This is a genomic window from Streptomyces sp. NPDC001536 (assembly GCF_042894505.1).
Classification (GTDB): Bacteria; Actinomycetota; Actinomycetes; order Streptomycetales; family Streptomycetaceae; genus Streptomyces.
In genome coordinates this window covers 362,575-382,147 of the sequence record NZ_JBIAVQ010000005.1, presented here as the reverse complement: position 1 = coordinate 382,147, position 19,573 = coordinate 362,575, and the positions used below count along the sequence as shown (strand labels likewise).

At 71.3% G+C, this 19,573-nt stretch carries 15 protein-coding genes; 8 read left to right on the top strand and 7 right to left on the bottom strand.

Annotation, left to right across the window (positions count from 1 at the left end; genetic code table 11):
* Positions 1-19 precede the first annotated feature (19 nt).
* The 5 genes from trpM (at position 20) to lgt (ending at position 4,308) form a co-directional block, all read left to right on the top strand.
* Entirely contained in the window at positions 20-193 is a 174-nt protein-coding gene (gene trpM / locus ACFY0U_RS17225) for a tryptophan biosynthesis modulator TrpM (RefSeq protein ID WP_388636027.1), read from the top strand.
* 108 nt (positions 194-301) lie between these two features.
* Entirely contained in the window at positions 302-1,585 is a 1,284-nt protein-coding gene (trpB, locus tag ACFY0U_RS17220; RefSeq protein ID WP_388636025.1) for a tryptophan synthase subunit beta, read from the top strand.
* The gene (gene trpA, locus ACFY0U_RS17215; RefSeq protein WP_388636023.1) at positions 1,582-2,400 is read left to right on the top strand and encodes a tryptophan synthase subunit alpha; all 819 of its coding nucleotides are present in this window, start codon (positions 1,582-1,584) and stop codon (positions 2,398-2,400) included. Before trpB ends, trpA begins: the two co-directional genes overlap by 4 nt.
* Before the next feature lie 88 nt (positions 2,401-2,488).
* The gene (locus ACFY0U_RS17210; RefSeq protein ID WP_388636021.1) at positions 2,489-3,268 is read left to right on the top strand and encodes a DsbA family protein; all 780 of its coding nucleotides are present in this window, start codon (positions 2,489-2,491) and stop codon (positions 3,266-3,268) included.
* An 83-nt stretch (positions 3,269-3,351) separates the two neighbouring features.
* The gene (gene lgt, locus ACFY0U_RS17205; protein ID WP_388636019.1) at positions 3,352-4,308 is read left to right on the top strand and encodes a prolipoprotein diacylglyceryl transferase; all 957 of its coding nucleotides are present in this window, start codon (positions 3,352-3,354) and stop codon (positions 4,306-4,308) included.
* A 62-nt stretch (positions 4,309-4,370) separates the two neighbouring features.
* Here the strand turns inward: lgt and ACFY0U_RS17200 are convergent, their stop codons facing one another.
* From ACFY0U_RS17200 to ACFY0U_RS17170, 7 genes are read right to left on the bottom strand one after another with little or no spacing between them, the layout of a single operon-like run.
* On the bottom strand, positions 4,371-5,201 hold the full coding sequence (locus ACFY0U_RS17200) for an HpcH/HpaI aldolase/citrate lyase family protein (RefSeq protein WP_388636017.1): 831 nt from the start codon (positions 5,199-5,201) through the stop codon (positions 4,371-4,373).
* Positions 5,198-6,400 (bottom strand): CaiB/BaiF CoA transferase family protein, encoded by a 1,203-nt coding sequence (locus ACFY0U_RS17195; protein WP_388636015.1) that lies wholly within the window; start codon positions 6,398-6,400, stop codon positions 5,198-5,200. The genes ACFY0U_RS17200 and ACFY0U_RS17195 overlap by 4 nt, the downstream gene beginning before the upstream one ends.
* Complete coding sequence (gene rbsK / locus ACFY0U_RS17190; RefSeq protein WP_388636013.1) at positions 6,397-7,290, bottom strand: ribokinase; 894 nt, start codon at positions 7,288-7,290, stop codon at positions 6,397-6,399. The genes ACFY0U_RS17195 and rbsK overlap by 4 nt, the downstream gene beginning before the upstream one ends.
* Complete coding sequence (locus tag ACFY0U_RS17185; protein ID WP_388636011.1) at positions 7,287-8,651, bottom strand: ADP-ribosylglycohydrolase family protein; 1,365 nt, start codon at positions 8,649-8,651, stop codon at positions 7,287-7,289. Before ACFY0U_RS17185 ends, rbsK begins: the two co-directional genes overlap by 4 nt.
* Positions 8,639-9,820: an ADP-ribosylglycohydrolase family protein gene (locus ACFY0U_RS17180; RefSeq protein ID WP_388636009.1), complete on the bottom strand. Its 1,182-nt coding sequence runs from the start codon at positions 9,818-9,820 to the stop codon at positions 8,639-8,641. The genes ACFY0U_RS17185 and ACFY0U_RS17180 overlap by 13 nt, the downstream gene beginning before the upstream one ends.
* 7 nt (positions 9,821-9,827) lie before the next feature.
* Positions 9,828-11,093, bottom strand: coding sequence for an ADP-ribosylglycohydrolase family protein (locus tag ACFY0U_RS17175; RefSeq protein ID WP_388636007.1), 1,266 nt, complete (start codon positions 11,091-11,093; stop codon positions 9,828-9,830).
* Positions 11,090-12,148: an ADP-ribosylglycohydrolase family protein gene (locus ACFY0U_RS17170; protein ID WP_388636005.1), complete on the bottom strand. Its 1,059-nt coding sequence runs from the start codon at positions 12,146-12,148 to the stop codon at positions 11,090-11,092. Before ACFY0U_RS17170 ends, ACFY0U_RS17175 begins: the two co-directional genes overlap by 4 nt.
* A gap of 269 nt (positions 12,149-12,417) precedes the next feature.
* On the opposite strand from ACFY0U_RS17170, the gene ACFY0U_RS17165 reads away from it, so the two are divergent.
* The 3 genes from ACFY0U_RS17165 to ACFY0U_RS17155 all read left to right on the top strand — a co-directional run bounded on the left by ACFY0U_RS17165 (position 12,418) and on the right by ACFY0U_RS17155 (position 19,573).
* On the top strand, positions 12,418-13,149 hold the full coding sequence (locus ACFY0U_RS17165) for a VIT1/CCC1 transporter family protein (RefSeq protein ID WP_388636003.1): 732 nt from the start codon (positions 12,418-12,420) through the stop codon (positions 13,147-13,149).
* 372 nt (positions 13,150-13,521) lie between these two features.
* A complete protein-coding gene (gltB, locus tag ACFY0U_RS17160; protein WP_388636001.1) occupies positions 13,522-18,120 on the top strand; it encodes a glutamate synthase large subunit in 4,599 nt (1,532 codons plus the stop codon).
* Positions 18,113-19,573, top strand: a complete 1,461-nt coding sequence (locus tag ACFY0U_RS17155; RefSeq protein ID WP_388635999.1) for a glutamate synthase subunit beta — start codon at positions 18,113-18,115, stop codon at positions 19,571-19,573. Before gltB ends, ACFY0U_RS17155 begins: the two co-directional genes overlap by 8 nt.

The following is a 19,573-nucleotide window of genomic DNA, read 5'->3' as shown; positions in this document are numbered from 1 at the left end:
TTCGATAGGCTTGCCCGCGATGACTCCGACAGTGCATGCCGCTTCCGCGGACCGCTACGCCCGCCTCGCGCGCGGCTGCCGTCCGCGGGGCTGCCGCGCACCCGCACGCCGGGTGCACGGCCGCAGGGTGCGGTACGTGATCGGAGACGAGCCGGGGCAGGTCAATGGCATGCGATGGCAGCAGCGGACCTAGGGGCGCGGGGAACTGCGCGACCAGCCACTGACGGCCCGCAGCCAACCAACCATCCCCGCCCCCACGGCGATTAGTGATCCCAACACACACTCACCGTGAGGTTTCCGCATGCCCAGCGAGTTCTTCATCCCCGACCCCGAGGGTCAGGTCCCCAGCGCCGAGGGCTACTTCGGCGCGTTCGGCGGCAAGTTCATCCCGGAGGCCCTCGTCGCCGCCGTGGACGAGGTCGCCGTCGAGTACGACAAGGCCAAGCACGACCCCGAGTTCGCCCGCGAGCTCGACGACCTGCTGCTCAACTACACCGGCCGCCCCAGCTCCCTCACCGAGGTGCCGAGGTTCGCCGAACACGCCGGTGGCGCCCGGGTGTTCCTCAAGCGCGAGGACCTGAACCACACCGGCTCCCACAAGATCAACAACGTCCTCGGCCAGGCCCTGCTCACCAAGCGCATGGGCAAGACGAGGGTCATCGCCGAGACCGGCGCCGGTCAGCACGGCGTCGCCACGGCGACGGCCTGCGCGCTGTTCGGCCTCGAGTGCACGATCTACATGGGTGAGATCGACACCCAGCGCCAGGCCCTCAACGTGGCCCGGATGCGCATGCTCGGCGCCGAGGTCATCGCCGTGAAGTCGGGATCGCGCACCCTCAAGGACGCGATCAACGAGGCGTTCCGCGACTGGGTCGCCAACGTCGACCACACGCACTACCTCTTCGGCACGGTCGCGGGTCCGCACCCCTTCCCGGCCATGGTCCGTGACTTCCACCGGGTCATCGGCGTCGAGGCCCGCCGGCAGATCCTGGAGCGGGCCGGCCGACTCCCCGACGCGGCCATCGCCTGCGTCGGCGGCGGCTCCAACGCCATCGGCCTCTTCCACGCCTTCATCCCGGACGCCGACGTACGCCTCATCGGCTGCGAGCCCGCCGGGCACGGCGTGGAGACCGGCGAGCACGCGGCGACCCTGACCGCGGGCGAGCCCGGCATCCTGCACGGTTCGCGTTCCTACGTCCTCCAGGACGAGGAGGGCCAGATCACCGAGCCGTACTCGATCTCGGCCGGTCTGGACTACCCGGGCATCGGCCCCGAGCACTCCTACCTCAAGGACAGCGGCCGCGGCGAGTACCGCGCGGTCACCGACGACGCGGCCATGCAGGCCCTGCGTCTGCTGTCGCGCACCGAGGGCATCATCCCGGCCATCGAGAGCGCCCACGCGCTGGCCGGTGCGCTGGAGGTCGGCAAGGAGCTCGGCAAGGACGGGCTGATCATCGTCAACCTGTCCGGGCGTGGCGACAAGGACATGGACACCGCCGCGCGCTACTTCGGCCTGTACGACACCGACGCCGAGGTCGCGGCCGACGCCGCCGACCTCGCCGAGATCGAGGGGGACGCCAAGTGAGCGGCAACATCCAGCTGTTGACGGACACCCTCGCCGGCGCCAAGGCCGAGGGCCGCTCCGCGCTCATCGCCTACCTCCCGGCCGGGTTCCCGACCGTGGACGGCGGCATCGAGGCGATCAAGGCCGTCTTCGACGGCGGTGCCGATGTCGTCGAGGTGGGTCTGCCGCACAGCGACCCCGTCCTGGACGGCCCGGTCATCCAGACCGCCGACGACATCGCCCTGCGCGGCGGCGTCAAGATCGCCGACGTCATGCGGACGGTGCGCGAGGCGTTCGAGGCCACCGGGAAGCCGGTGCTCGTGATGACGTACTGGAACCCGATCGACCGCTACGGCGTCGAGCGCTTCACCGCCGAGCTCGCCGAGGCGGGCGGCGCCGGGTGCATCCTGCCCGACCTGCCCGTGCAGGAGTCGGCGCTGTGGAGGGAGCACGCGGACAAGCACGGGCTCGCCACGGTCTTCGTGGTCGCGCCCAGCAGCAAGGACGCACGGCTCGCCGAGATCACCGCGGCGGGCAGCGGGTTCGTCTACGCCGCCTCGCTCATGGGCGTCACCGGCACCCGTGCCTCGGTGGGCGCGCAGGCGCAGGAGCTGGTCGAGCGCACCCGCGCCACCGGCACCGGCCTGCCCGTCTGTGTCGGGCTCGGGGTCTCCGACGCCGCGCAGGCCGCCGAGGTGGCCGGCTTCGCGGACGGCGTGATCGTCGGTTCGGCCTTCGTGAAGCGGATGCTGGACGCGCCGGACGACAAGGCCGGGATCGAGGCCGTCCGCGAGCTGGCGGGCGAGCTCGCCGAGGGCGTGCGCCGGCAGGCCTGACACAGCGGGACATTTCGCACAGGTCACTCGAACGGGTGGACCTGGGACCGGGGAGGCGCGGTGCGCCTCCCCGGTTCGTTCTGCGGGTGTGAGCGAGAAGAACCGTGAGGGAAAGCGCACCGCCCGCGAGCGGCTGGCGGTCGAGCGAGAGAAGCAGAAGGCCTCGGAGAAGCGACGGCGGACGCTGATCGTGGGTGCGAGCGTCGTCTGTGTCCTGGGCCTCGCGGCGGTGATCGGAGTGGTCGCCGCCAACGCGGGCAAGGACGACACCGGTGACTCCGCGGACGGCCCGGTCGTGGCGCCCTCGGGGGCCAATGGCGACGACAACCTCGCCATCCCGGTCGGCAAGGCGAGCGCCACGTCCTCCCTCACGATCTGGGAGGACTTCCGCTGCCCGGCCTGCAAGTCCTTCGAGGACGCCTACCGCTCGACGATCCACGAGCTGACGGACTCCGGCCAGCTGAAGGTGCAGTACCACCTCGCGACGATCATCGACGGCAACATGGGCGGCTCCGGCTCCCGCAACGCGGCCAACGCGGCGGCCTGCGCCCAGAACGCGGGCAAGTTCACCGAGTACCACGACGTGCTGTACGAGAACCAGCCGGCCGAGACCGACGACGCCTTCGCCGAGGACAGCAAGCTCATCGAGCTGGCGAAGAAGGTCGACGGCCTGGACACGACCACGTTCCGCACCTGTGTCGAGGACGGCACCCACGACAGCTGGGTCGCCAAGTCCGCGGCGGCCTTCCGCAACGGCGGATTCTCCGGCACCCCGACCGTCCTCCTCGACGGCAAGAACATCTATCAGGACCAGACCATGACCCCGGCGAAGCTGAGGCAGCAGGTGCAGGAGGCGAACAAGGGGTAGGAGTTTTCCGACCCTCCCGTTATGGACCCGTAGCCGGGCTGCCTGCCGTGGGCGGCGCCCGGCACGGTAGCGTCGGACCTGCCATGGAACTTGCCTACATTCCCAGCCCGTCGCACGGGGTTTACCACCTCGGCCCCATTCCGCTGCGCGGCTATGCGTTCTGCATCATCATCGGTGTCTTCGTCGCAGTCTGGCTCGGCAACAAGCGCTGGATCGCCCGGGGCGGACGGGTCGGCACGGTGGCCGACATCTCCGTCTGGGCCGTGCCGTTCGGTCTGCTCGGCGGCCGGCTCTACCACGTGATCACGGACTACGAGCTGTACTTCAGCGAGGGCCGCGACTGGGTGGACGCCTTCAAGATCTGGGAGGGCGGTCTCGGCATCTGGGGCGCGATCGCGCTCGGTGCGCTGGGCGCGTGGATCGGCTGCCGCCGCCGGGGTATCCCGCTGCCGGCCTACGCCGACGCCATCGCCCCCGGCATCGCCCTCGCCCAGGCGATCGGCCGCTGGGGCAACTGGTTCAACCAGGAGCTGTACGGGCGGGAGACTGACCTCCCGTGGGCCCTGCACATCACGTCCTCGACGGACGGCCGGATGCCGGGCTACTACCACCCGACCTTCCTGTACGAGTCGCTGTGGTGCATCGGCGTCGCCGTGCTCGTCATCTGGGCCGACCGGCGCTTCAAGCTCGGGCACGGACGGGCGTTCGCGCTGTACGTCGCCTCGTACTGTGTGGGCCGGTTCTGGATCGAGTACCTCCGCGTCGACGACGCCCACCACATCCTGGGCCTGCGCCTGAACAACTGGACCGCGCTGATCGTGTTCGTGCTCGCGGTGGTCTACATCGTGCTGTCGGCGAAGAAGCGGCCGGGCCGGGAAGAGGTCGTGGAACCCGGGGCCGATGGCTCCGACGACTCCGACGGAGAGACCGCGGCCGTGGAGAAGGCCGAGGACGCCGACTCCGACGAGGCCGCGGAAGAGGCGAAGGACGAGGTCAAGGACGACGCCAAGGACGAGGCGGAGTCCGCGAAGAAGACCTGAGAATCGGTCGTACGACGATGAGGGGCGCCCTGGACCAGGGCGCCCCTCATCGTCGTACGGGATCAGACGCGGTGGGCCAGGGACAGGGTGCGCCGGGCCGTCGCCACCACCGCCGCGTCGATGAATCGGCCGTCGGGCAGGGCCTGGGCTCCCCGTTCCACCGCTGCCGCCTTCATGATCGTTTCCGCCTGTTCGATCTCCCATGCCGTCGGGAGGTAGGCCCGTTCGATCACGGGGAGCTGGCGGGGGTGGATGGCGGCTCGGCCCAGGAAGCCGAGGGTGCGGCCGTGGGCGCAGGAGGCCGCCAGGCCCTCCAGGTCGCGGATGTCGGGGTGGACCGACTGGGACGGGGGAGGGAGGGCCGCCGCTCTGGCCGCCACGATCACTCGGGAGCGGGACCAGTCGAGGCCCGCGTCCTCCCGTACGCCCAGGTCTGCCCGTAGATCCGTCTCGCCCAGGGCGATGCCGCGCAGCGACGGGTGGGCGGCGGCGATCGCGTAGGCGCGCTCCACGCCGAGGGCGGTTTCGAGGAGTGCGTACAGGGCGAGGGCGCCTCCGGCGGCGGGGGCGGTGTGTTCGGCGATGGTGGTGATCTGCTCGGGGGAGGTCACCTTGGGCAGGCGCAGGCCGGTGAGGCCGGGGAGGGTGGCCAGGGCTTCGAGGTCGGCGGCCGCGAGGGGGGTGTCCAGGGCGTTGATCCGGACGTGGACGGGCTGTGGCTGTGACAGCGGTTCGGCGAGGAGTTCCGCGGTGGCGTCACGGGCGTAGGCCTTGCGGTCGGGGGCCACCGCGTCCTCGAGGTCGATCACCACGACGTCGGCGCCGGCGGTCAGGGCCTTCGCCACCACCTGCGGGCGGTCGCCCGGGACGTACAACCAGGTCAGTGTGGTCATACCGCGCCCTCCTCACGCAGCCTCGCCAACTCCCCCTCGGTCAGGCCCAGTTCCGTCAGGACCTCGCTCGTGTCCGCGCCGTGCGGGCGGCCCGTCCAGCGGATCGCGCCGGGGGTCCCGGAGAGGCGGAAGAGCACGTTCTGCATACGGAGGGGGCCGAGCTCCGGGTCGGTGACCGTGGTGATGGTGTCCAGGGCCGCGTACTGAGGGTCCGTCATCACGTCCCGGACGTCCTGGATCGGGGCCACCGCGGCCTCCGCCTTCTCGAAGGCGGCCAGGACCTCCGTGCGGGTGCGCTCGGCGATCCAGGTGCCGACCGCCTCGTCGAGGATGTCGGAATGCCGGGCCCGGTCGGCGCCCGTGGCGAACCACGGCTCGGCGATCAGGTCCTCGCGGCCCACCAGACGCATGACACGTTCCGCGATCGACTGGGCCGAGGTGGAGACGGCGACCCAACTGCCGTCCGCGGTGCGGTAGGTGTTGCGCGGGGCGTTGTGGGCGGAGCGGTTGCCGGTGCGCTCCTGGACGTAGCCCAGCTGGTCGTACCAGGTCGGCTGGGGGCCGAGGACGCCGAGGATCGGCTCGATGATCGCCATGTCCACGACCTGGCCGTCGCCCGTGCGGTCGCGGGCGGCGAGCGCCGTCATCACCGCGTACGCCGTCGCCAGCCCGGCGATGGAGTCGGCGAGGCCGAAGGGCGGGAGCGTCGGGGGCGCGTCGGGTTCGCCGGTGATCGCGGCGAAACCGCTCATCGCCTCGGCGAGGGTGCCGAAGCCGGGGCGGTGGGCGTAGGGGCCGAACTGCCCGAACGCGGTCACGCGGGTGAGGATCAGCCGGGGGTTGGCGGCGCGGAGTTCGTCCCAGCCGAGGTCCCACTTCTCCAGGGTGCCGGGGCGGAAGTTCTCGATGACGACGTCCGCGGTCGCGGCCAGGCGCAGGAGGGTCGCCCGGCCGCCCGGCGTGGAGAGGTCCAGGGTGATCGTGCGCTTGTTGCGGCCGAGGAGCTTCCACCACAGACCGATGCCGTCCTTGGACGGGCCGTGGCCACGGGAGGGGTCGGGTCTGGACGGGTGCTCCACCTTGATGACCTCCGCGCCGAAGTCGCCGAGCATCGTGGCGGCGAGGGGGCCGGCGAAGAGCGTGGCGAGGTCGAGGACGCGGAGCCCGGTGAGGGGGGCCGTGCCCTGCGGGACCTTCACGCCGGGCCCTGCTTGTCGATCTCGGGGCGGTAGGGCATCGACGCCGAGGCGCCCGGCCGCTGGACCGAGAGGGCCGCCGCCGCTGACGCCCACTTCAGGGACTCGCGCATGGGCCGGCCCTCGCCGAGTGCCACCGCGAGGGCGCCGACGAAGGTGTCGCCCGCGCCGGTCGAGTCCACGGCGGTGACCTGGGGGGCGGGGACGGTGAGGGGCTCGGCGTCGCGCGCCACGTAGAGGCAGCCCGCGGAGCCCAGGGTGACGACCACCTCCGGCACCTCGTCGAGCAGGGCGATGGCCGCGGCGTGCGGGTCGGTGCGGCCGGTGAGGGTGGACGCCTCGTGCTCGTTGGGGATCAACAGGTCGGTGGCGGCGAGGAGTTCGATGGGCAGGGGCTGGGCGGGCGCCGGGGTGAGGATGGTGCGGACACGGTGGGCACGGGCCGCCTCGGCGCCCGCGATGACCGCGGCCAGGGGGATCTCCAGTTGCAGGAGCAGGGCGTCGGCGCTGGCGATGAGGCCGTCGTCGCCGGGGGCGAGGTGGTCGACCGTGCCGTTCGCGGCGGGGATCACGACGATCGCGTTGCCACCCTCGTCGTCGACGACGATGTGGGCGGTGCCGGACGGGCCCTCGACGGTGCGCAGATGGTCGGTGTCGACGCCGGAGTGTTCCAGGGTGGAGCGCAGCTGGGTGCCGTGGGCGTCGTTGCCGACCGCGCCGATCATCGAGACGGTGGCGCCCGCGCGGGCCGCGGCGATCGCCTGGTTGGCGCCCTTGCCGCCGGGGATCGTACGGAACTCCCGTCCCGTCACGGTCTCTCCGCGCTGCGGGGCCTTCGCGACGTAGGCGACGAGGTCCATGTTCGTGCTGCCGAGTACGGCGATGTGCGTCATGGGCGGGAAGCCTCCAGGTGGGTGAGGTGCGCGAGGGCGTCGAAGCCGGTGCCGTCGAAGTCGGCGACGGAGGTGGCGAGGCGGTTCTTGAGGGGGGCGGTCCAGCGGTCGGGGAGCACGTCGGGGGCGCCGGTGAGGAGGCCGGCGATGCTGCCGGCGGTGGCGCCGTTGGAGTCGGTGTCCCACCCTCCGCTCACCGCACGGCAGATGGAGCCGGTGAAGTCGCCGTCGGCGTGGGTGAGGGCGGCGGCGACGAGAGCGGTGTTGGGGATGGCGTGGACCCAGTGGTGGGTGTCGGCGTAGGTGGCGTGGAGTTCGTCCACGACCTCGTCGAAGTCGTCGGTGTGCCGGGCCAGTCGGATCGCGTGCAGGACGGCCCGGGACAGGCGGGAGGTCGCGGGGATCACGGTCAGGCCGGCGCGCAGACAGGAGTGGATGTCATGGGTGCCGGTGGCCGCGGTGGCGATCGTGGCCGCCGTGAACATCGCCGCGTAGACGCCGTTGGCGGTGTGGGTGAGGGAGGCGTCCCGGTAGGCCTGCTCCGCCGCGGCCGCCGGGTCGCCGGGGTTGGTCCAGCCGTGGACGTCGGCGCGGATCAGGGCGCCGATCCATTCGCGGAAGGGGTTGCGGTGGCGGGCCGTGTGCGGGGGGTTCAGGCCGAGGAGGAGGTTGCGGTAGGCGATGCGTTCGGCGGTGAAGGTACGGCCGGCGGGGAGTTCGTCCAGCCAGAGGCCGGCCACGTCCGTGGGGGTGAAGTCCCTGCCGTGGCGGCGGAGCAGGAGGAGGTTGAGGAGGGGGTAGTTGAGGTCGTCGTCCTCGGGCATGCCGTCGATGTTCTCGGCGAGGGAGGTGGCGGCCGAGCGGCGGTTCCAGGGGTGGGCCCGCAGGAGGCCGGACGGGACTCCGCGGGCGGTGAACCAGGTGTTCAGGGGCCAGTTGCCGGTGGATCGGGCCAGGTCGCGGATGGCTTCCAGGGGGAGCTTCTCGACGGGTTTGCCCAGCAGGCAGCCGACGGCCCGGCCCAGCCAGGCCGCTTCGAAGCGGGAGGGGGCAGGGAGGGGTACGGGACGGGTGTCGGACGGCCAGTCGGGGCACAGCCGTCTGATCTTCGCCAGGTCCGTCGGTTCGTGGTCCTCCAACTTGCTCGGCAGGTCGGCCAGTTCGTCGAGCAGGTCCTTGGCCAGTTGCCGCAGATACCGGGACGGGGGTTCCGGGGAGGCGCCCGCGCTGAGGGGGGCCTCCTTGCCGCCCGCCGCCGCCCATCTCGCCGCGATCACCGATGCCTCGCGGCCGTCCAGTGCGGCCTGGCGGAGTTCGTGGCCCAGAAGGTCTTCCGGTTGGACCCAGGTCAGTCGGAGCATCTCGGGCCTTCGATCTCGGCGAACGCGGACTCGTGGGCGCGGCGGCGGCGTACGTCCCGTTCGAAGATCTCCCGGGTCACCTCGGTGAGCGTGGCCGCCGGGTCCCAGAGGTCCAGGCGGCTGGCTTCGGAGACCTGTTTCGCCCAGTCGTCCGGGGGCGGTGAGCCGAGGGCGCCCGCGATCGCGCCCGCCATCGTCGCGATCGAGTCGCAGTCACGGCCGTAGTTCACCGCGCCAAGGACCGTGTGCCGGTAGTCGCCGCCGGCCACCAGCAACATGCCCAGTGCGACGGGGAGTTCCTCGATCGCGTGGAGGCGGGAGGGGCGGCGGGCGCCGAGGGAGGGGGCGCGGTAGTCGGGGCCCACCGTGTCGTACGGGGCGACCGCCTCCCTGAGCGGCTTCAGGGCCGACTCGACGTCCGTGTGGTCCTGGGCCGCTTCGCAGACCTTCAGGATCGCCGTGCGGGTGCCGTCCTTCGCCAGGGACAGACAGGTGGTGACGACCGACTCCGGGGTGGCGTCCGGGGCGCAGGCCGCCGCCACCGCCGCCGCGAAGACGCCGGCCGCCTCACGGCCGTACGACGACTGGTGGGCGCCCGCGATGTCCAGGGCCTCGGCGTAGGCGGCCCGTGGGTCGGCCGCGTTGACCAGGCCGACCGGGGCCATGTACATCGCGGCACCGCAGTTGACGATGTTGCCCACGCCCGCCTCGCGGGGATCGACGTGGCCGTAGTGGAGACGGGTCACCAGCCACTTCTCCGCCAGGAAGACGCGGTGGAGGAGGAGGGCCTCCTGTTCCAGCTCCGGGATCCAGCGGGGTGTCGTCATCAGGTCGGGGACCAGGTGGTCGGCGATCGCGTACGCGTCCAGGTGGTCGCGGACCTTGGCGTAGACCCTGATCAGGGCGTGCGTCATCAAGGTGTCGTCGGTGACGTGGCCGTCGCCCTTGTGGTACGGCGCGATGGGACGGGCGGTGCGCCAGGCATCGCCGTTCCAGGGGCCGACGATGCCGTGGACGCGGCCGGCGTGGCGCTCCAGGATCTGGTCGGGGGAGTAGCCCTCCACCGGGCCGCCCAGGGCGTCGCCGACCGCCGCGCCCACGAGGGCGCCGGTGATCCGGTCCTCAAGGGTCACTCCTGAAGGGCCACTTTCTGAATTTTTGGGCGTCATGCCCGAATCATCCTCCCGGTGTGGCCGGTTGTGTGGCTTCCAGGAGTTCGGCGAGTTCTACGAGGTCGGTGCCGGTGAGCCGGGGGAGGGCGCAGCCGGAGAGGGTGCGGCAGGTGTCCCGCCAGGTGGCGGGGATCGCCCGGCCGCCGCTCAGTGCGCCGGTGAGGGCGCCGGTCAGGGCGGGGGCGGAGTCGGCGACCCGGGAGAGACAGGCCGCCGCCGGTACGGCTTCCGCGATGCGGCCGTTCGCCGCGGTGGCCAGGGCGAGGGCCACCGGGACCGTCTCGGCCGCCGCGATGCCGTAGCTGTAGACGTGGTCGACGATCTGGTGTTCCAGGAGGGGGATCAGGGCGAAGGCGTTCTCGGCGTCGTGGGCCAGCTTGAGGGCGTGGCGGGCGTTGCGGCCGATCTCGGTCTCCTCGGGAAGCTCGGTGAGGGCGGCTGTGGCGCAGGTGTGGATGTCGGCGCCGGTGAGGGCGAGGGAGAGGGCCGCGGCCATGGCTCTCGCGCCGTGCACGCCGTCGCCGTCCTGGGTGTAGCGGGCGTCGAACTCGGCCAGGTCGGCGGCGAGTCGGGGGTCGCCGGGGTGGGCGGCGGCGAGGACGCAGGCGCGGACGCAGGCCGCGTCGTCGAAGTAGTGGGGGTTGTCGTGGCCGGTGGCGGGTGGGCGCAGGCCGGTGGCGAGGTTGCCGAGGCCCGCTCTCACCGAGATGCGGGCGCGGAGGGGGAGTACGGCGGATTCGATCTCGGGGGCGCGGTCCGCTGCCGCGGCGACCTCGCTGGCGAGGGCGTTCCAGGTGAGGTCGATCGCGGCTCTGGTACGGCGTTCTCGGCTGAGGTCGCCCAGGACGGTGTCGTCGCCGGCGCGGAGGAGGGCCTCTGCCGCGAAGGCCGCCCATTCGGCGTCGTCGGAGGGGCCCAGGCGGAGGGGTTCGGGGGGTTGGTTCAGGGCGATGGGGACGGGGAGGGTCGTCGTGGCGTTCTGCTCCGCGAAGGTGTCGAGTTCGCGGGTGAGGCGGCGGGTCCAGTCGGGCATGCGGGCAGCGCGGTGGCGGGCGGCGGGCCAGCCGGCGGCGTCGCCTGCGGCGAGGCCTAGGAGGAGGCCTTCGGTGCGCCGCGATTCTCTCGCCCCCGCCGCCCCTACCCGTTCCCATCCTCCAGGGGCTGCCGCCCCTTCGACCCCGCTCCCAGGGGGCTCCGCCCCCTGGACCCCCGTCGGCCCTGAAGGGGCCTCGTCCTCAAACGCCGGACGGGCTGAGAGGTGCGGGCTCATCCGTTCGCCCCCGAGCCGTCGTCCGCTGCCAGCGTGAACGTCGTCGGGTCCGGGCCCAGTACCGCCTCCGTCAAGCGGTCCGCCACGTCCAGGACGTGATGGCCTGCCATCGCCGGGAGGCAGCTGCCCCTCGCCGGGCCGATCGCCGCTGCCCAGTCGGCCGGGATCGAGGACGCGCCCTGCGTCGCGCCGGCCAGGGCGCCCGCCACCGCCGCTGTCGTGTCCGCGTCTCTGCCCATGTTCACCGCGGTGAGGACCGCGTCCACGAAGTCGCCGTCGGCTGCCGCGTACGCGCCGAAGGCCAGGGCGACGGCCTCGGGGGCGAGGTCGGTCCAGGGGTAGCCGCCGATGACCACGGCTGAGCGGACCGCGCGTTCGCCGCGGTGGGCGACCGCCACCGCGCGGCGCAGGGATCTCGCCGTCCAGGAGTCGTCCGGGACCACGGCGAGTGCTGACGCCACCACCGCGATGGTCGGGGCGCCCGCCATCGCCGCCGCCACGCCCGCCGCGACCGCCTGGCCGCCGTAGATGCCCTCGCCGTCATGGCTCACCGAGCCGTCGATCGCCACCAGCCGCGCCGCCTCCGCCGGGCGCCCCGCCGCGAAGACGCCGAAGGGCGCCGCCCGCATGGCCAGGCCGTCGCTCCAGGCGTGGCGGTGCTGGGCCGAGATGGGCGCCGCCAGCCCCCTGCGGAGGTTCTCCAGCGTGCCGCGTTCGCTGAAGCCGGCGCCCCGGAAGGGGCCCTCGTCCCGGTCCGCGATCCACTCGTGCCATGCCGCCTCCACGTGGGCCGGGGTCAGCGCCGAGCCGTGGCGGGACAGGAGCAGGCCCGAGAAGATCGCGTACTCCGTGTCGTCCGTGCCCGCCGGGGTCTCGGCCACGTATCCCGTGATGCGGCCCCAGCGGGCCCGGATCTCCGACGGCTTCATGTTCTCCGCCGGCGCGCCCAGCGCGTCGCCCACGGCCAGGCCCAGCAGTGCGCCGCGGGCCCGCTCGCGGAGTCCGGCGGCGTCGCCGGGTGCCGGGACCGAGGGAATGCAGGCGATGGATGCCATACGCGGCCTCTCTCCGGAGGCTCCGCACGGGGCGCGGGGCCTTTGCGGATGTGTCCCACCGGCGCGCGTCACCAGAGCATCAGCGGCCTCAGCGTCACCCGGTCGACATTTGAGCGGGCTTCCGATCGTATGCGCATTCGACGGTAAAACCGCAGGTTAGCCCAGCCTTTCCTTGCTGGCGGACGGGAATTTCGGCACGTAGAGTCTGGTTGTCAAGAATTAGAACCAGTCCAAACTTAGCTTTGGCTCAGCTTCCTGGGGGACCCCGTATGGCCATCATCGAGACCGAGGCGCCACTGCACGAGGCGCACCGTGACAACCACACGCACCGGGATGTGAACGGTGGCTGGCTGCGGCCCGCCGTCTTCGGTGCGATGGACGGGCTCGTCTCCAACCTGGCGTTGATGACCGGCGTCGCCGGTGGATCCGTCGGGCAGCAGGTCATCGTGGTGACCGGGCTCGCCGGGCTTGCCGCCGGCGCCTTCTCCATGGCCGCCGGTGAGTGCACCTCCGTCGCCTCGCAGCGTGAGCTCGTCGAGGCCGAGCTGGATGTGGAGCGGCGGGAGCTGCGCAAGCATCCCAAGGACGAGGAGGCCGAGCTCGCGGCCCTGTATGAGGCGAGGGGTGTCGAGCCCTGGCTCTCCCGGGAGGTCGCCAAGCAGCTGTCCCGGGACCCCGAGCAGGCTCTGGAGATACACGCGCGCGAGGAGCTCGGGATCGACCCCGGGGATCTGCCCTCGCCGCTCGTCGCCGCCGTGTCGTCGTTCGGGGCGTTCGCGCTGGGGGCCCTGCTCCCCGTACTGCCTTATCTGCTGGGTGCCACCACGCTGTGGCCCGCCCTGCTCCTCGCGCTGGTCGGGCTCTTCGCCTGCGGTGCCGTTGTGGCCAAGGTGACCGCGCGGAGCTGGTGGTTCAGCGGGCTGCGACAGCTCGCGCTCGGTGGTGCCGCGGCCGGTGTGACGTACGCCCTGGGCACTTTGTTCGGAACGGCCGTAGGATAGGTCGACTGGAACTTATGCGTTGGGCCGCATAAGTAGCCGTTACTCACTGGTTTCGAATGCTTAACCACTGGGCATGAGCCGTAAGCGCTGTGGGCAATGACGCCTGCCGCGCACCCGCGAGGTGGGCGACGACGCTCCCCTCGCCCCCTCGGGCCGATGGACACCGATCTGTCCTGTTCGGTCCCACATACTTCAAGCCACGTCCGCGACACCCGTTTCGCGACCTCGTGGCGTCCGCATGTTGGAACGGGGTATCCGGTTCCCGAGATCCGCTCCATCATGTAACCTGCACGAAATTTTGCGCACACGCAGAGGGCCAACGTCGTCCCTCGGCACGCAGACATGCCACTTGAGACGACGACGGGAGAGCCGATGCGTACGCCGCGCCAGCCGTCCCAGCACTCCGTGAATGGCCAGAAGTGGTCCTTCATGGATGCTCGCCCTGCTGCGCAGGGTATGTACGACCCCCGCAACGAGAAGGACGCCTGTGGCGTCGGTTTCGTGGCCACCCTCACCGGCGAGGCGAGCCATGCGCTGGTCGAGCAGGCGCTGACCGTTCTGCGCAACCTGGAGCACCGCGGTGCCACCGGCTCCGAGCCCGACTCGGGTGACGGCGCGGGCATCCTGACCCAGGTCCCGGACGCGTTCTTCCGCGAGGTGGCCGGGTTCGAGCTCCCCGAGGCCGGTGCGTACGCCGTCGGTATCGCCTTCCTGCCGGAGGACGGCACCGAGGACGCCGTCTCACAGATCGAGACCATCGCCGCCGAAGAGGGCCTCACCGTCCTCGGCTGGCGTGAGGTGCCGACCGCGCCCGAACTCCTCGGCGCCACCGCGCGTTCGACGATGCCCGCCTTCCGCGAGGTGTTCGTCGCCGACGGCTCCAGCGCCGGCATCGACCTCGACCGCAAGGCGTTCGTGCTGCGCAAGCGCGCCGAACGCGAGGTCGACGTCTACTTCCCCTCGCTCTCCGCGCGCACGATCGTCTACAAGGGCATGCTGACCACCGGTCAGCTGGAGCCCTTCTTCCCGGACCTGTCCGACCGCCGCTTCGCCTCGGCCATCGCCCTCGTCCACTCGCGCTTCTCCACGAACACCTTCCCGTCGTGGCCGCTCGCGCACCCCTACCGCTTCGTCGCGCACAACGGGGAGATCAACACCGTCAAGGGCAACCGCAACTGGATGGTCGCCCGCGAGTCGCAGCTCGTCTCCAGCCTGTTCGGCAACGACGACAAGGCCCTCGAGCGCGTCTTCCCGGTGTGTACGCCGGACGCCTCCGACTCGGCGTCCTTCGACGAGGTGCTCGAACTGCTCCACCTCGGTGGGCGTTCGCTGCCGCACTCCGTGCTGATGATGATCCCGGAGGCGTGGGAGAACCACGACTCCATGGACCCGGCCCGGCGCGCCTTCTACCAGTACCACTCCACGCTGATGGAGCCCTGGGACGGCCCGGCCTGTGTCACCTTCACCGACGGCGTCCAGGTCGGCGCGGTGCTCGACCGCAACGGTCTGCGCCCCGGCCGCTACTGGGTCACCGACGACGGCCTCGTCGTGCTCGGCTCCGAGGTCGGCGTCCTCGACATCGACCCCGCCAAGGTCGTCCGCAAGGGCCGCCTCCAGCCCGGCAGGATGTTCCTCGTCGACACCGCCGAGCACCGCATCATCGAGGACGACGAGATCAAGGCGCAGCTCGCCGCCGAGGCCCCCTACGCGGAGTGGCTGGAGGCCGGCGAGATCGAGCTCTCCGACCTGCCCGAGCGCGAGCACATCGTGCACACCCACGCCTCGGTCACCCGCCGCCAGCAGACCTTCGGCTACACCGAGGAAGAACTGCGCATCATCCTCGCGCCGATGGCCAAGACCGCCGGCGAGCCGCTCGGTTCGATGGGCACGGACTCGCCGATCGCCGCGCTGAGCGAGCGCCCGCGTCTCCTCTTCGACTACTTCACCCAGCTGTTCGCGCAGGTCACCAACCCGCCGCTGGACGCGATCCGCGAAGAGCTCGTCACCTCGCTGCGCAGCTCGCTGGGCCCGCAGGGCAACCTGCTCGACCCGACGGCCGCCTCCTGCCGCTCCGTCGTCCTGCCCTTCCCGGTCATCGACAACGACGAGCTGGCCAAGCTCATACACATCAACGCCGACGGCGACATGCCCGGCATGAAGGCCGCGACGCTCTCCGGCCTCTACCGGGTCTCCGGCGGCGGCGACTCCCTGGCCGCGCGCATCGACGAGATCTGCGCCGAGGCCGACGCCGCCATCGACAACGGCGCCCGGCTGATCGTCCTGTCCGACCGGCACTCCGACGCCGAGCACGCGCCGATCCCGTCGCTGCTGCTCACCGCCGCCGTCCACCATCACCTCATCCGCACCAAGCAGCGCACCGAGGTGGGCCTGCTGGTCGAGGCCGGTGACGTCCGCGAGGTCCACCACGTCGCCCTGCTGATCGGCTTCGGCGCCGCGGCCGTGAACCCGTACCTCGCCATGGAGTCGGTGGAGGACCTGCTGCGCGCGGGCACCTTCATCAACGGCCTGGAGCCCGAGCAGGCGATCCGCAACCTGATCTACGCGCTCGGCAAGGGCGTCCTGAAGGTCATGTCCAAGATGGGCATCTCGACCGTCGCCTCCTACCGCGGCGCCCAGGTCTTCGAGGCCGTCGGTCTCGACCAGGCCTTCGTCGAGAAGTACTTCAACGGCACGGCCACCAAGATCGGCGGCGTCGGCATCGACGTCATCGCCAAGGAGGTCGCCGCCCGCCACGCCAAGGCGTACCCGGCGTCCGGCATCGCGCCGGCCCACCGCGCCCTCGACATAGGCGGCGAGTACCAGTGGCGCCGCGAGGGCGAGCCGCACCTGTTCGACCCGGAGACGGTCTTCCGCCTCCAGCACTCGACGCGCACCAACCGCTACGACATCTTCAAGAAGTACACGGACCGCGTGAACGAGCAGTCCGAGCGGCTCATGACGCTCCGCGGCCTGTTCGGCTTCAAGTCGGACCGCCCGTCGATCTCCGTCGACGAGGTCGAGCCGGTCTCCGAGATCGTCAAGCGCTTCTCCACCGGCGCCATGTCGTACGGCTCCATCTCCAAGGAGGCGCACGAGACCCTCGCCATCGCCATGAACCAGTTGGGCGGCAAGTCCAACACCGGTGAGGGCGGCGAGGACGCGGACCGTCTCTACGACCCGGCGCGCCGGTCGTCCATCAAGCAGGTCGCCTCCGGCCGCTTCGGTGTGACCTCCGAGTACCTGGTCAACGCGGACGACATCCAGATCAAGATGGCCCAGGGCGCCAAGCCCGGCGAGGGCGGTCAGCTGCCCGGCCACAAGGTCTACCCGTGGGTCGCCAAGACGCGTCACTCGACGCCGGGCGTGGGCCTCATCTCCCCGCCGCCGCACCACGACATCTACTCCATCGAGGACCTGGCCCAGCTGATCCACGACCTGAAGAACGCGAACCCGCAGGCGCGGATTCACGTGAAGCTGGTCTCCGAGGTCGGTGTCGGCACGGTCGCCGCGGGTGTCTCCAAGGCCCACGCGGACGTCGTCCTCATCTCGGGTCACGACGGTGGTACGGGCGCCTCGCCGCTGACGTCCCTCAAGCACGCCGGTGGACCTTGGGAGCTGGGCCTCGCCGAGACCCAGCAGACGCTGCTCCTCAACGGCCTGCGCGACCGCATCGTCGTGCAGACCGACGGTCAGCTCAAGACCGGTCGTGACGTCGTCATCGCCGCGCTGCTCGGCGCCGAGGAGTTCGGTTTCGCGACCGCGCCGCTCGTCGTCTCCGGCTGCGTCATGATGCGCGTCTGCCACCTGGACACCTGCCCGGTCGGCATCGCCACCCAGAACCCGACCCTCCGGGACCGGTTCACCGGCAAGGCCGAGTACGTCGTGAACTTCTTCCAGTTCATCGCCGAGGAGGTCCGCGAGCTCCTCGCCGAGCTGGGCTTCCGCTCCATCGAGGAGGCCGTCGGCCACGCCGAGACCCTCGACGTGACCCGCGCGGTCGACCACTGGAAGGCGCAGGGCCTGGACCTGACCCCGCTCTTCTACGTGCCGGAGCTGCCCGAGGGCACCCCGCTGCACCAGGTCATCGAGCAGGACCACGGTCTGGAGAAGGCGCTCGACAACGAGCTCATCAAGCTCGCCGCCGACGCCCTGGCCGCGTCCAGCGCCACCGACGCCCAGCCGGTGCGCGCCCAGGTCGCCATCCGCAACATCAACCGCACGGTCGGCACCATGCTCGGCCACGAGGTGACGAAGAAGTTCGGCGGTGCGGGCCTGCCCGAGGACACCATCGACATCACCTTCACCGGCTCCGCGGGCCAGTCCTTCGGCGCCTTCCTGCCGCGCGGTGTCACGCTGCGCCTGGAGGGCGACGCCAACGACTACGTCGGCAAGGGCCTCTCCGGCGGCCGGGTGATCGTCCGTCCCGACCGGGGCGCCGACCACCTCGCCGAGTTCTCGACGATCGCGGGCAACACCATCGCGTACGGCGCGACCGGCGGCGAGCTGTTCCTGCGCGGTCGTACCGGTGAGCGCTTCTGCGTCCGCAACTCCGGTGCGCTGGTGGTCTCGGAGGGCGTGGGCGACCACGGCTGCGAGTACATGACCGGCGGTCACGCGGTGGTCCTGGGCGAGACGGGCCGTAACTTCGCGGCCGGTATGTCCGGTGGTATCGCCTACGTCATCGACCTGGACCGCGACAACGTCAACGTCGGCAACGTGAACGCCGTAGAGGCGCTGGACGAGACCGACAAGCAGTGGCTGCACGACGTGGTGCGCCGCCACGCCGAGGAGACGGGCTCGACCGTCGCCGAGAAGCTGCTCGTCGACTGGGACACGTCCGTGGAGCGCTTCAGCAAGATCATCCCCAGCACGTACAAGGCAGTGCTCGCCGCCAAGGCCGCCGCCGAGCAGGCCGGTCTCTCCGAGACCGAGATCACCGAGAAGATGATGGAGGCGGCGATCAATGGCTGACCCGAAGGGCTTCCTGAACCACGGGCGCGAGGTCGCCAAGTCCCGTCCCGTCGACGTACGCCTGAAGGACTGGAACGAGGTCTACGTCCCCGGCTCCCTGCTGCCGATCATCAGCAAGCAGGCCAGCCGCTGCATGGACTGCGGTATCCCGTTCTGCCACAACGGCTGTCCGCTGGGGAACCTCATCCCCGAGTGGAACGACTACGCCTACCGCGAGGACTGGGCGGCCGCGAGCGAGCGGCTGCACGCGACCAACAACTTCCCGGAGTTCACCGGTCGCCTCTGCCCGGCTCCCTGCGAGTCGGCGTGTGTGCTCGGCATCAACCAGCCCGCCGTGACCATCAAGAACGTCGAGGTCTCGATCATCGACAAGGCGTGGGACAGCGGTGACGTCGAGCCGCAGGCCCCCGAGCGCCTCTCGGGCAAGACCGTCGCGGTCATCGGCTCGGGCCCGGCGGGCCTGGCCGCCGCCCAGCAGCTCACGCGGGCCGGCCACACCGTCGCCGTCTACGAGCGCGCCGACCGCGTCGGCGGTCTGCTGCGCTACGGCATCCCCGAGTTCAAGATGGAGAAGCGGCACATCAACCGCCGTATCGAGCAGATGCGCGCGGAGGGCACCCGCTTCCGTACCGGGATCGAGATCGGCCGCGACCTCAAGGCGACCGACCTGCGCAAGCGGTACGACGCCGTCGTCATCGCCGCCGGTGCGACGACCGCCCGTGACCTCCCGGTCCCCGGCCGCGAGCTCAAGGGCGTCCACCAGGCGATGGAGTACCTGCCGCTGGCCAACAAGGTGCAGGAGGGCGACTTCGTGGCGCCCCCCATCACCGCCGAGGGCAAGCACGTCGTGGTCATCGGCGGTGGCGACACCGGCGCCGACTGCGTGGGCACCGCCCACCGCCAGGGCGCGGCCTCGGTCACGCAGCTGGAGATCATGCCGCAGCCGGGCGCGGACCGTGCCCCGCACCAGCCGTGGCCGACCTTCCCGATGCTCTACAAGGTCACCTCCGCGCACGAAGAGGGCGGCGAGCGGGTCTACTCCGTCTCCACCACCCACTTCGAGGGCGACGAGGACGGCAACGTCCAGAGGCTGCACCTCAGCGAGGTCGAGTTCATCGACGGCAAGCTGACCTCGAAGCCGGGCACGGAGCGCAAGATCCCCGCCCAGCTGGTCACCCTCGCGATGGGCTTCACCGGCACCGACCGGGAGAACGGTCTGGTCGAGCAGTTCGGCCTGGAGCTCGACGAGCGCGGCAACATCGCCCGCGACGCCGACTTCCAGACCAACGTCCCCGGTGTGTACGTCGCCGGTGACGCGGGCCGCGGCCAGTCCCTCATCGTGTGGGCGATCGCGGAGGGCCGCTCGGCCGCCCGCGGCGTCGACCGCTTCCTGACCGGCGCCAGCGAACTGCCGGCCCCGATCCGTCCGACGGACCGCTCCCTGATGGTCTGA